The organism is Thermobacillus sp., from assembly GCF_003390775.1.
Classification (GTDB): Bacteria; Bacillota; Bacilli; order Paenibacillales; family Paenibacillaceae; genus Thermobacillus; species Thermobacillus xylanilyticus.
Genome location: NZ_QEWA01000038.1, coordinates 17,946 through 30,258, shown reverse-complemented (window position 1 = coordinate 30,258; position 12,313 = coordinate 17,946). Strand labels below are relative to the sequence as shown.

The following is a 12,313-nucleotide window of genomic DNA, read 5'->3' as shown; positions in this document are numbered from 1 at the left end:
TCCTCCTCGCCGGCGCGCTCAGGACAGCACGGTCGCGCCGATGACGTATGACAGCGAAATCGAGATGATCATGGCGATAAATCCGACCGCCCGATTGTCCCGCTTGATCTCGTCGTCGATCCGAAAGACGGGCGTCAGAAACTCGAACACAAAATAGGCGGCCAGCAGCAGCACGAAGCCGAAAGCCGCCCATACGAGCGACTGGTACAGCGAATCGCCGGCCTGGATCGAGAAGCGGAACAGGTTGCAGATACCGAAAATTTTGCCCCCCGTCGCCAACGCCACCGCCAGGTTGCCGTTCTTGATCTCATCCCATGTCTTGTACCGCACCGCGAATTCAAAGCAGAAAAGGAAGACGATCAGGGCCAGGATCGCGACCGAGAAAAAGGCGATGGAAGCAAAATACGGATTGTCAAGCCAACGGTCCAACGCTTGATCCATCGGGGATCATCCTCCCTTCTTCAGCCCGAAGGGCGCCTGGATTTCTATTTCAGTTCGGCGACGGTGACGCCGTTTCCTCCCTCGCCGTACGCGCCGTCGCGGAACGACTTGACGAGGCGGTGCCTGCGCAGGAAATCGCGGATGCCCGAACGGAGCACGCCCGTTCCCTTGCCGTGGATGATGGTGACCTGCCCGAGATTCGCAAGGTACGCTTCGTCGAGGAAGCGGTCGACCTCCAGAATCGCGTCCTCCAGCGTGCTGCCGCGCAGATCCAGTTCCATGCGCAGGTCTCCCTTCGTGCGCTTGAGACTTGCCGCCGCCTGCGGCTGTTTCGGCTGCGGCGGCTGCTTGATCCGCTCCAGATCGGACAGGGCGACTTTCATCTTCAGGATGCCGATCTGGACGAGCGCTTCCGTCTCGCCCGTCTCCAGCACGACGCCCTTCTGGTTCAGGCTGATCACCGTCACTTCGTCGCCCGGTTCAACCCGGACCGGCTTCCGGGCAGCGCCCTGCGCCGACGGCTTCGGCGTGAGGTCCGGAATCGCCTCGTCCAGCCGGCGCCGCGCCTCGATCAGCTTGTGTTCCTTCACCGACGCCGCTTCCTCAAGCGCCATCCGCCTGAGGTCCGCGATGATCGCTTCCGCTTCGCGGCGCGCCTTCGCCACCGCTTCGCGCGCTTCTTCCTGCGCCTTCGCCAGCATCCGGTCGCGCTGCTGCTCGAACTTGCGCAGTTCGGCGGCATGCCGCTCCTTCAGCCGTTCCATCTCGGCGCGCAGCGACTCCGCGGTCTGACGCTCCGCTTCCGCGCTCTGCCGGTCTTCTTCGAGCGACGCGATCATGTCCTCGACGCGCCGGTCGTCTTCACTCACTTCGCCGCGGGCGCGCTCGATGATCGACTGCGGCAGGCCCAGCCGCTCGGCGATGGCGAACGCGTTGCTTCGGCCCGGCACGCCGACGAGCAGCCGGTAAGTCGGGCTGAGCGTCTGGATGTCGAATTCCATGCTGGCGTTGATGATGCCCTTGCGGTTGTAAGCATACGCTTTCAGCTCGCTGTAATGCGTCGTGGCGACGATCCGGCAGCCAAGCCGGTGGATATGTTCCAGAATCGCGATCGCCAGCGCCGAGCCTTCCGCCGGGTCGGTGCCGGCGCCGAGCTCGTCGAGCAGTACGAGGCTCTTCGGCGTCATCTCGCGCAGCATGCGGATGATGTTCGTCATGTGGCCGGAGAACGTGCTCAGGTTCTGCTCGATGCTCTGTTCGTCGCCGATGTCGGCGTAGATGGCGTCGAATACGCAGAGCTGGCTGCCGTCGTCCGCCGGCACGAACAGCCCGGACATAGCCATCAGGCTGAGCAGGCCGATCGTCTTGAGCGTGACCGTCTTGCCGCCCGTGTTCGGCCCGGTGATGATGATCGCCGTATAGGAATTGCCAAGTTCCACATCCAGCGGCACGACGGATTCCGGCGGAAGCAGCGGATGGCGGCCGCGCTTCAGCTTGAGGAAGCCCCGGTCGTTCATCCGCGGCAGCGACGCCCGCATCTCGCGCGCAAGCCGCGACTTGGCGAACGCAAAGTCGAGCTGCCCGAGCAGCTCAAGATTCGCCGCCAGATCGTCGGCGTGCTCCGCCGTTTCGGCCGTCAGGCGCAGCAGGATGCGTTCGATCTCCCGCTCCTCGGCCATCTTAAGTTCGCGCAGCTTGTTGTTCATCTGCACGATCGACTCCGGCTCGATGAACAGCGTCGCTCCGGAACCGGACTGGTCGTGCACGATGCCGCCGAAATGTCCGCGGTATTCCTGCTTCACCGGGATGACGAACCGGTCGCCGCGGATCGTGATGATCGCGTCCTGCAGCATTTTCTGTACGGAAGGCGAGCGGACAAGCTGCTCGAGCTTCTCGCGGATCCGCGCTTCGCCGCCCCTGAGTTCCCGGCGGATCGCCGCCAGTTCCGGGCTGGCCTGGTCGACGACATAAGCCTGCTCGTCGATGCATCGGGCGATCGACTCTTCGAGCGCGCGATGCTCGGTCAGCTGCCCGGCCAGCCCGTGAAGCAGCGGCAGCGGGTGATCTTCGTGAATCTGCGCGATATGGCGTTTCACCAGCCGGCCGCCGCGCGCCGTCGACGCGATCTCCAGCAGTTCCGCCGGATTCAGCATGCCGCCGATTTTCGCCCGCTTGAGCGCGGCGCGGACATCCGCGATGCCGCCGAACGGAGGCGCTCCTTTCAGCCGCTCGGCGGCGGATGCCTCGTCCGTCGCCTGGAGCCTGAGCTTTACTTCTTCGAGATCGCTGCTCGGTTCAAGCCGGCCGCACAGGTCTCTGCCGAGCGAAGTCGCGGCCTGTTCCATGAGCCGTTCGATGATTTTGTGATATTCCAGGATGTGCAATACTTTGCCGTCCAACCCGCCACAACTCCTCTCAGCCCACTATTATAGCCGAAGCGCTGGCCGCGCGCCATTTTGCCCATGCAAAACCTGCCAAACATGAACCCTCCGAATGTGGGAACACTAACCCCGAGCACTTTAAGCGGCACCCACGCAGCCATTTCGCATTTGAGGAGGAGAGTGCCATGAACATCATCGGAACCGTCGTTCGTTTCGTCGTCGCCGCGCTGGTGCTGATGGTGGTGGATTGGATCGTTCCCGGATTCAGCGTCGGCGGCTTCTGGAGCGCCTTGCTTCTGGCCATCGTAATCGCTGTGCTCGGCTGGATTGTCGAAGGCCTGTTCGGCAAGAAAGTCACGCCGTTCGGGCGGGGCATCGTCGGATTTCTCGCCAGCGCGGCGGTCATCTGGCTCGCCCAGTTCATCGTCGGCAATGTGGAAGTGTCCTGGCTCGGCGCCATACTTGCCGCGCTTGTCATCGGGATCATCGACCTGTTCATCCCGATCAGTTCGCCGTACGAAGCGGGCAAAAAATCCTGACGCCGCGGCGCATGCAGTCGCGCAGAGCCGCGCCGCAAGCAGCTTTTCCACACAGGAAAAGCTGTTTTTTGCGTTCACGATTTGTTCAATCTTCATCCATAAGTTTGTCACGTCCCGTCCCGAAAAATCAGTTACAATGATTAATGTCACAATACACGAAAAAAAATGGGGTTTTGACCCTTCGGAGGGATACGGGATGCGGACACGAAACTTTGCGGTCATGGCTGCCGCGGTCGTGCTGGCCGGCCTGCTGGCGGCGTGCGGAGGCGGCAAGAACGGGGGAAGCGCGCCGGGCATCGTCATCGACGAATCGAACCAGACGAAAGCGGACAGCGTGATCGAGGTCAAGGCGAGGAACTTCGAATTCGACCAGACCGAATACCGGGTGAAAACCGGCGCCGTCAAGTTTCACTTCGTCAGCGAGGAAGGGGTGCACGGCATCCGGATTCCGAAGACCGGCATCGAGCTCAGGGATGGTCAGACGGTTACGGTTACCTTCGAAAACCCGGGCGAATACGAGATCGTCTGCAACATTCCTTGCGGCACCGGCCATACCAAGATGTTCGCGAAGCTGATCGTCGAGGCGTGAAGCACGAGGCGGCGGGAGCGAACCTGCACTGTTTATTGATCGCAAGTTTAACCTGAATAAGCGAAGGTTTTTCGCCTATTTTCCGGAAACGGTGAATTTTCGGCCGTCGTCCGGAGAATAGGCGAAGTTTTTTTCGTCTATTTCCCGGATTTCCGCTTGAAATTTCTCTGTCTTGAAAGAAAATGGCCCATCGGGAACCCGGGATTCCGGGATTCCCGACCGGCCATATTCATTACCCGTTCGATTCGATGAGTTCGATCCATTCGTTGAATTCGTTCTGCAGCTTCGCGTATTCGTCCTGCAGCCGGACGTGCTCGACGTTCAGCCGGTCGTAAGCTTCCTGCAGCTCCGCGATCCGGCTCTCGGCGCCGTCCTTCGCCTGCGCCAGCTGCCCCTCGATGGCCTCCAGCTTCTCGCGCAGCGCGTCCGCTTCCGCGCGGGCGCGTCCGGCTTCCGATTCGAACCTGGCTGCCCATTCGGCGGCGCGCGCATCCGCCTCCCGGCGCTCTTCCTCAAGCGCTTCGGCCCTGGCGCGCCAATCGGCCGCTTCGGAGGCCGCGGCTTCCAGCTCGCGGATCCGCTCCATCAGCCGCATCCCGCGTTCTTTCTGCTCGTCGCGGTCGCGGGTCAGGCGCTCGATCCGATCCTGCAGCTCGCGCAGCTTGCTTGCGCGTCCGGACGCTTCCTGCTCCAGCTGCCGGAGCCGGTTTCGCAACTCACCGGCGATGCGTTCAGCCTCTTCGGTCAGCTTGCGCTGCTCGCCCGTCTCGCGTTCCGCCGCTTCGGCCCGTGCGCGCAGTTCGGCAGCCTGCTGCTCGAATTGCGCTTCTCTCGCTTCCGCTTCCTGCCGCAGCTCGGCTTCCCGCTCCTCGTACATCCGCCGCCAGTCCGCCTCGGCGGCCGCCAGCCGCTGATCCGCTTCGCGCCGGCGCTGCGCCGCTTCCGCCTGCGCCTTCTGCCGTTCGGCGGCCATCTCCTGCTGCATGCGTTCGCGCTCCGCCCTGAGCCTCTCCAGTTCCGCCCGCGCCTCCGCGAGCTCCTGTTCCGCCTTCAGGCGCTTCGTTTCTTCCTGGCGCAGCTTGGCTGTCTCCTGGCGGAGGCGGATGACTTCGTCGGTCATATGGACGGCGGTGAGCACGGCAATCCGCGGCATGTCAAGCCGCGGGAATTGGCGCGCGAGCCGGTTCATATTGTCGTCGACCATTTCCGCCACGCGCCTGATATGGTCTGCGCTGGAATGGCCGGTCAGACGGTATTGATGCCCGAAAATGTCGACGGTCACCCTGGTGCGTTCGGCGTCCATGATCGGTGGTTCCTCCCTGTGTGATGCTGCAATCGGCGGAGCAGGCATTTTTGCAAGAATGCCCGTGACAAGCCGAAAGCCGCATCGAACATCTTCCGACAATACTTCGATGCGGCTTTCCCCGTTTCCTGCCTACTTGCGCAATTCGGCGCCGAAAGCCGACGCCAGACGGTCCAGGACCGCGGCGTGGCGCCCGGCCGCTTCATCATCCGTAAGCGTCCGCTCCGGATGGCGGTAGACGAGCGAGAACGCGACGCTCTTCTTGTCCGCGCCGAGCCGGTCGTCAACGTACACGTCGAAGACGCTGACCGACTCGAGCAGATCGCCGCCCGCTTCGCGGATGGCGGCGAGCAGGCTGCCCGCTTCGACCGAACGGTCGACCAGAACGGCGAGGTCGCGCTCGACCGATGGATAGCGCGGCAGCGGCTGCTGAATGATCGCGGTGTCCGCATGTTCGTAGAGCGGCTCCAGCGCCAGCTCGAAGACGTAGGTGTCGTCCAGCTCCTCTTGCAGCTGGACCGACGGATGCAGCTGGCCGACGTAGCCGATCAGCATTTCGCCGCTGCCGGTGTCTAGCAGCACCTTCGCCGACCTGCCCGGATGCAGATTGTCCAGCGCGGCCGCCTCGTAGCGGATTCGCCCGCTTACGCCGAGCAGATCAAAGATCGTCTCCACGACGCCCTTCGCGTCGTAGAAATCGACCGGCTCCGCCTTCACGTTCCATTGCACGTCCGTCCGGCTGCCGGTGAGCAGGCCCGCGATCCGGTGGCGTTCCTGCGGCAGTCGCGTCAGCGTCTGTTCGTCCGTCAGGAAGACGCTGCCGATCTCGAACAGCTTCAAATCGGTGTTCTTCCGGTTCCGGTTGTAGATCGCGGCGTCGATCAGGCTCGGCACGAGGCTCGTGCGCAGCTCGCTCCGGTCTTCGCTCATCGGCATCGCGACCCGGATCGGCACCGCGCCTTCGGCGAGCAGCGTGAACATGCGCGTGCGGGACGGATGCGTGAGCGAGTAAGTGAACGTCTCCTGCAGCCCCGCGTCGGCCAGCTTCGCCCGGAGCGCCCGGCGGATCGCCTGGGGACCGGTCAGCCTGCCGGCCGTCGTGCTGCCCTCGATCGCCGTCGACGGAATGTTGTCGTAGCCGTGGAGCCGCGCGACTTCCTCGATCAGGTCGACGTCGCGGGAGATGTCGCCGCGCCGGGTCGGCACCTTCACGGTGAAGACGCCGCCTTCGGATACTGCGGATTCGAATCCGAGCCGCGCGAAAATCTCCTGCACCTCGACAGCGGTGAGCGACGTGCCGAGATGGCCGTTGATCTTCGCCAGCGTCACGCTGACCACGGCCGGCTCCGCCTCGCGCACGACGGCCTGAACGATGCCGTCAAGGACCGTTCCGCCTGCATAGAGCGCCATCAGGGCGGCGGCGCGGTCGACCGCCGGCACGACGCGCGCCGGGTCGACGCCTTTCTCGAAGCGGAGGCTCGCCTCCGAGCGCAAACCCAGGCGGCGGGACGTGCGGCGCACCGTTGCGGCGTCGAACTCGGCCGACTCCAGCACGACGTTCACCGTCTCATCCGACACTTCCGTGTTCGCGCCGCCCATCACACCGGCCAGTGCGACCGGACGCTCGCCGTCCGTGATGAGCAGCATGTCCGGATCCAGCTTGCGCTCCTGGTCGTCCAGCGTCACCATCGTCTCGCCCGGCCGGGCCAGCCGGACTTCGATCCGGCCGCCCAGCTTGTCGGCGTCGAACGCGTGCAGCGGCTGGCCGTATTCCAGCATGACGTAGTTCGTAATATCGACGATGTTGTTGATCGGACGGACGCCGGCCGCGATCAGCCGGTTCTGCATCCATTGCGGGGAAGGTCCGATCTTCACCCCTTGCACATACCGGGCCGCATAGCGGAAGCAATGCTCCGGCGCGCTGATCGTCACGGCGATCTTGTCGGCCGCCTTAAGAGCGCCGCTCTCCACGCGGGTATCCGGCAGTTTCACCTGCCGTCCCGTCAGCGCGGCCGCTTCATAAGCGACGCCGAGCATGCTGAGGCAATCCGAACGGTTCGGCGTCAGATCAAGTTCGAGCACCGCGTCGTCAAGCGCAAGATATTCCGTGATCGGCGTGCCGATTTCGCTGTCTGCGGGCAGGACGAGGATGCCCTCCTGCATGTCCTTCGGCAGCAGTTTGTCATTGATGCCGAGCTCCTTCGCGGAGCAGATCATCCCCTGCGACTCAACGCCGCGCAGCTTGGCGCGCTTGATCGCGATGCCGCCCGGCAGCTTCGCGCCGATCAGCGCGACGGGCACCTTCTGCCCTGCGGCGACGTTCGGCGCGCCGCAGACGATTTGCAGCGTCTCGCCGGTGCCGGCATCCACCTTGCACACGCTCAGTTTGTCCGCGTCCGGGTGCTTTTCTTTTTCCAACACATGACCGACGACGACATTCGAGACGCCCTGGTTGCGCTGTTCGACCGTATCGATCTCGATGCCGCCGCGCGTCATCAGCTCGGCCAGCTCTTCCGGCGACACGCCCGACAGATCGATGTATTCTTTCAGCCATTGATAGGAAACTCTCATCGGTAAATAGCCGCCCCTTTCCCTACATCCGCGCGAATTGGCGCAGGAACCGCATGTCGTTCAGGTAGAAAGACCGGATGTCGTCCACGCCGTATTTCAGCAGCGCAACCCGTTCGATGCCGAGACCGAAGGCGAATCCGCTCACTTCGTTCGGATCGTAGCCGCCGTACTCGAGCACGCGCGGATGCACCATGCCGGCGCCCAAAATTTCAAGCCAGCCGGTGTGCTTGCACATCCGGCAGCCGTCGCCGCCGCACTGCACGCACGTCACGTCGACTTCGACGCTCGGCTCGGTGAACGGGAAGAAGCTCGGACGGAGCCGGATGCGCGCCTGCGGACCGAACATCGCGCGTGCGAACGTCAGCAGCGTCCCCTTCAGGTCGCTCATGCGGATGTTTTTGTCGACGACCAGCCCTTCCACTTGATTGAACTGGAACGAGTGCGTCGCGTCGTCGTCGTCGCGGCGGTACACTTTGCCCGGGCAAATGATCTTGAGCGGCGTCTGCCCGTTCATCGCCTGCATTGCGCGGATCTGGACCGGCGACGTCTGCGTGCGGAGCAGAATCTCGTCCGTGATATAGAACGAATCCTGCATGTCGCGCGCCGGATGGTCCTTCGGCAGATTGAGCGCCTCGAAGTTGAAGAAGTCCGTCTCGACTTCCGGCCCTTCCGCGATCGTATAGCCCATGCCGAGGAACACGTCCTCGATCTCGCGCGCCACTCTCGTGAGCGGGTGGATGGCGCCTGTCGGCAGTTTCCGGCCCGGCAGCGTGACGTCAATCGTTTCGGCCTTGAGCCGGCGTTCCGTCTCCTGCTCCTGGAACAGCCGCTGCTTCTCTTCGATCGTCTGTTCGATCGCCCCCCGCACTTCGTTGGCGATCTGGCCGACGACCGGACGCTCTTCGGCGGAGAGGCTGCCCATGCCGCGCAAAATTTCGGTGAGCGCGCCTTTCTTGCCGAGATATTTGACCCTGAGGTCGTTCAGACGGGCGGGATCGGCGGCCTCGGCCAACTCCCGCAGCGCTTCATCGCGAAGCGCCTCCAGACGTTCCTTCATCGCGATTCGATACCTCCAGATCAGGCTTGATATCAGGGTGCAAAATAAAAGCCTCCCGCCCCGCAAGGGACGAGAGGACCGTGGTACCACCCTTATTCCAGCCGGGACAAGCGCGCAGATATGGCCGGTTCGATGGGGCCGTGCGCATGCTTGCCGTGTTCGGCTTGCACCGCTTTTCGCGATCGCCGCCGACGGCTGCTCATGTGCGGATAACGGACCGCGCCGGGCACAGCCTACTGGGGCGCCGCATTTGCGTGTGATCGGCATCCCGTTCAGCGGCCTGCTACGGAGGGAATTTCGGCAGCCGGTTGTCGCAAGGACGCTCTCAGTCTCCGGCATCCCTTCCCTGTGCGGCCAGTGCTGCTTACTTGTCTCCGTCATGGCATTTGGCTGGATAACATTGATTTCTATTATAGACAATCCGATTCGGTTTGCAAGTGCGGGCGCCCGTTTTGCAGGGCACGGCTTACCTTGCGGAATGCTGCTTCCGGCGATTTTGCAGCAAAAGCACCAGCGACAGGGTAAGCGCCGTAATCGACAGCAGCCACGCGACGATGATCAGCGCCACGATCAGCGCGTCGTATGAAACGTCCTCCTTCGCCGAAGAAGACGAAGCCGATGCCTGCGTTTCCCCGCCGTGGCCGTGGCCGTCATCGGCCGGGTTGCCCGGCACGACGGCGATTGCCGGCGCCGGGGTCGGCGAATCGGTATCCGGAGCGCCGATCCACTCGACGACGCTGCCGTCCGCGTACGTCTGGTACGCCTTCCAGACGAGCAGACTTTCGGTGTCGGCGTCCGGCAGCACGCGCCCGGACATGCGGAACTCCGCAAACTCGGTGACATCCAGTCCGTGTCCGGGTTCAGCCGTCCACGACACCTCGGTGATCACCTGATCCGCGTTTCGTTCGAACTCGACGGTCCAGCCCGGTTTCGGTTCGAAACGGGTAATGTTCACGGCTTCGGGGAACACAACGTGCACGGCGGTTGTCTCGGTCCCTTCCTTCTCGCTGGGAACGCGCACCGTGAACACCACGTATGCTCCCTGTTCCACTTCGTTCGGCCAGATCGTCACATGCGCCGAAGCCGGCAATGCCGCCAGCAGGAATACGGCGATCCCCGCCGTCAGCGCCATGATTCGTTTCATCAAATCAAATCCCGTCCTTTCCGGTTGACATCCTTTCCCAGTTTAGCGCGCCGGACGGACGGGGACATGACGCGAAAGGGCTATAAATGTTGCAAATTTGCGTCTGACTGCCGGCAGGATCGGAAAATGGAACGGATGATTCCTGACTCAGTGTGCGGATTGGACGCGATCGACGTGCTTCACCTGGTTGTACGACAGCGCGATAAACAACACGGAAACATCTGGCAGACGCCTTCCGTTTGGACATCTCGACAGCCAGCAGACAGACGGCAACGCTCGAAAGGAAAGGATATATTTTCCGAACGCCGAACGCCGGACCCTTCCGACAAGAGATCTTTTTTGCTGCAGCTCACGGAAACGGGAACCCGGGAATTATTCCTGCACAAGCAAGCGTGATTGGACCGGTTGGCGGAGCTGCTTGAGAGTTGCTCCGAGGAGGAATGTCATCAGTTTGGAGAACTGTTGAGGAAGTTCAACCGGACACTCGCATAGAAGCGCCGCCTGCAGAGTGCACAGCGTCGCGCTCAATCCGATCCGCCGGACCCGGGCCCGTCGCCTCCGTCCCGGCCGACAATGCCGGTCTCATACGCATACCGCGCAAGCTGCACCCGGTTGTCGAGATGCAGCTTCTGCAAAATGTTCTTCAAATGATTCTTCACCGTATGCTCCGACAGGCCTAGCCTTGCGGCAATCTCGCGGTTCGACTCGCCGCTTGCAACGCGCTCGAGCACTTCCCGCTCCCTGGCAGTCAGCGGCGTCAGAATGCAGGCCGTCCGGCGGGCGCGGGACTGCGGCGCGGAAGGCGTAGGCGAGGATGGCGCCCTGCGGGACAGCCACGACCGCCGCGGCGGCCGGTCCGCGTCCGCCGCGTTCCCGCACCGATCCGCGGCACCTTCATCCGCGGCATCGCCCGGCACCCCGCCGCCGGTGAACGTCTTCAGCAGCATGCGGGCGATCTCCGAAGACATCGGCGTCTCGTCATTCGCGATGGAACGCAAATAGTCCAGCCATACGGACGGCCGGACGTTCTTCGGCAGAAAGCCCTGCGCCCCGCAGCGCAGCGCTTCGAACAGAAACGCCGGTTCGTCATGCGCAGTGACCATGACAATGCGGACATCCGGAGCCCAGCGCTTGACCATCTGCGCAGCCTCCAGCCCGCTGATGCCCGGCATGTTCACATCCATCAGCACAATGTCCGGCGCGAGGCGCCGGACCGCTTCGAGCGCTTCCTCGCCTGACGCCGCTTCGCCGACGACCTCAAAACGCGGTTCCGCTTCCAGGATGTCCCGCATCCCTTCGCGTCCGTGCGGATGATCGTCGACGATCAGGACGCGATGCCGGCTGCCGCCGGATGCGCCGTTTCCTTCATACGCCGTCATGCCCTGCTTCCGCCTTTCCGCCTTTCGTGAAATGCCAGCCTCGTCCGCGGCGAGTCATCCCGCGCCGCGCGATCCTCCTTCTCCACCGTCACCGTCGTGCCGCCGCCGGGCGCAGACCGGATCTCAAGCCTCCAGCCCATCTCTTCGGCCCGGCTGCGCATCATCCGGATTCCGTACCGGTCGAACGCCTTGAGGTCCGACTCGTTGAGCCCGACGCCGTCGTCCGCGATCTCGCACCTGAACCCCCCGCCTTCCGACGGTTCCATCGTCACGCGAATCGTCCGCGCATTCGCATGCTTGCGCGCATTCAGCACCGCTTCGCGCACGATCGCGAGAAGCTCCACCTTCTCCTTGTTCGTCAGCAGCCGGTCCGGCAGCCGGCCTTCGCACTCGAACCGGATGCCGGCATCCGCCGCTTCGCCGCCGAGCGCTTCGACGGACGCCATCCACGAGAAATCGCCCGGCGCCGGCAGTGTGCGCAGGTTCGCAATGGACTGGCGGACGTCGTCGTAGACGCGGCGGATCGTTTCGCGGATTCCCGCGCTGACTTCGCGGGCCGCTTCGCTGCAATCCGCCCGGTCCAGCTTGTCCAGCTTGACGGACAACAGAAACAGCGACTGTGAGATGCCGTCATGCAGTTCCCGCGCGAGCTGCTCCCGCTCCTCGAGCGCCGCCTTCAGCATGCGCTCCCGCTGCAATTCTTCCTGCGTCGCTTCAAGCTTCGCGAACAGTTTTCTCAGCAGCGTCACCGTCACAATGAACACGATCACGGGCGCCAGCAAATTGCCGAGATCCATGGACACGTACGGCAGCAGCACCGTATGCCGCAGGTACTCCCACAGCCCGATCGTGATCGTCGGCGTCCAGAGGATCAGATGCTTGATCGTTCGGTATGACAGCTTCATCGCA

The 12,313-nt window shown here is 63.3% G+C and carries 11 protein-coding genes; 3 read left to right on the top strand and 8 right to left on the bottom strand.

Features of this window, described 5'->3' with window-relative positions; genetic code table 11:
• Positions 1–18 precede the first annotated feature (18 nt).
• Together C6W55_RS09935 and C6W55_RS09930 are read right to left on the bottom strand one after the other, a co-directional pair.
• Positions 19–441 carry a DUF350 domain-containing protein gene (locus C6W55_RS09935; RefSeq protein ID WP_286892529.1) on the bottom strand — a complete coding sequence of 141 codons (423 nt, stop codon included), beginning with the start codon at positions 439–441 and terminating at the stop codon, positions 19–21.
• Positions 442–485: 44 nt separating this feature from the next.
• Positions 486–2,840 (bottom strand): endonuclease MutS2, encoded by a 2,355-nt coding sequence (locus C6W55_RS09930; RefSeq protein ID WP_286892528.1) that lies wholly within the window; start codon positions 2,838–2,840, stop codon positions 486–488.
• Positions 2,841–3,007: 167 nt separating this feature from the next.
• On the opposite strand from C6W55_RS09930, the gene C6W55_RS09925 reads away from it, so the two are divergent.
• Both C6W55_RS09925 and C6W55_RS09920 read left to right on the top strand, forming a co-directional pair.
• On the top strand, positions 3,008–3,361 hold the full coding sequence (locus tag C6W55_RS09925; protein WP_015254036.1) for a phage holin family protein: 354 nt from the start codon (positions 3,008–3,010) through the stop codon (positions 3,359–3,361).
• Positions 3,362–3,557: 196 nt separating this feature from the next.
• Positions 3,558–3,950, top strand: coding sequence for a cupredoxin domain-containing protein (locus tag C6W55_RS09920; protein ID WP_286892527.1), 393 nt, complete (start codon positions 3,558–3,560; stop codon positions 3,948–3,950).
• Positions 3,951–4,182: 232 nt separating this feature from the next.
• Here C6W55_RS09920 and zapA read toward each other — a convergent pair whose 3' ends face one another.
• The 4 genes from zapA to C6W55_RS09900 form a co-directional block, all read right to left on the bottom strand.
• Positions 4,183–5,253 carry a cell division protein ZapA gene (gene zapA / locus C6W55_RS09915; protein ID WP_015254034.1) on the bottom strand — a complete coding sequence of 357 codons (1,071 nt, stop codon included), beginning with the start codon at positions 5,251–5,253 and terminating at the stop codon, positions 4,183–4,185.
• Between the two features lie 132 nt (positions 5,254–5,385).
• Positions 5,386–7,824, bottom strand: a complete 2,439-nt coding sequence (pheT, locus tag C6W55_RS09910; protein WP_286892526.1) for a phenylalanine--tRNA ligase subunit beta — start codon at positions 7,822–7,824, stop codon at positions 5,386–5,388.
• A gap of 22 nt (positions 7,825–7,846) precedes the next feature.
• The gene (gene pheS / locus C6W55_RS09905; protein ID WP_213485210.1) at positions 7,847–8,881 is read right to left on the bottom strand and encodes a phenylalanine--tRNA ligase subunit alpha; all 1,035 of its coding nucleotides are present in this window, start codon (positions 8,879–8,881) and stop codon (positions 7,847–7,849) included.
• A 466-nt stretch (positions 8,882–9,347) separates the two neighbouring features.
• Positions 9,348–10,025: a YcnI family copper-binding membrane protein gene (locus tag C6W55_RS09900; protein ID WP_286892525.1), complete on the bottom strand. Its 678-nt coding sequence runs from the start codon at positions 10,023–10,025 to the stop codon at positions 9,348–9,350.
• 239 nt (positions 10,026–10,264) lie between these two features.
• Here C6W55_RS09900 and C6W55_RS18120 point away from each other — a divergent pair, with 239 nt between their 5' ends.
• A complete protein-coding gene (locus tag C6W55_RS18120) occupies positions 10,265–10,447 on the top strand; it encodes a hypothetical protein (protein ID WP_353682030.1) in 183 nt (60 codons plus the stop codon).
• Between the two features lie 102 nt (positions 10,448–10,549).
• On the opposite strand, the gene C6W55_RS09895 is transcribed toward C6W55_RS18120, so the two are convergent.
• Both C6W55_RS09895 and C6W55_RS09890 read right to left on the bottom strand, forming a co-directional pair.
• Positions 10,550–11,404 (bottom strand): response regulator, encoded by an 855-nt coding sequence (locus C6W55_RS09895; protein ID WP_286892524.1) that lies wholly within the window; start codon positions 11,402–11,404, stop codon positions 10,550–10,552.
• Positions 11,401–12,309, bottom strand: coding sequence for a sensor histidine kinase (locus tag C6W55_RS09890; protein WP_286892523.1), 909 nt, complete (start codon positions 12,307–12,309; stop codon positions 11,401–11,403). Before C6W55_RS09890 ends, C6W55_RS09895 begins: the two co-directional genes overlap by 4 nt.
• Positions 12,310–12,313 lie beyond the last annotated feature (4 nt).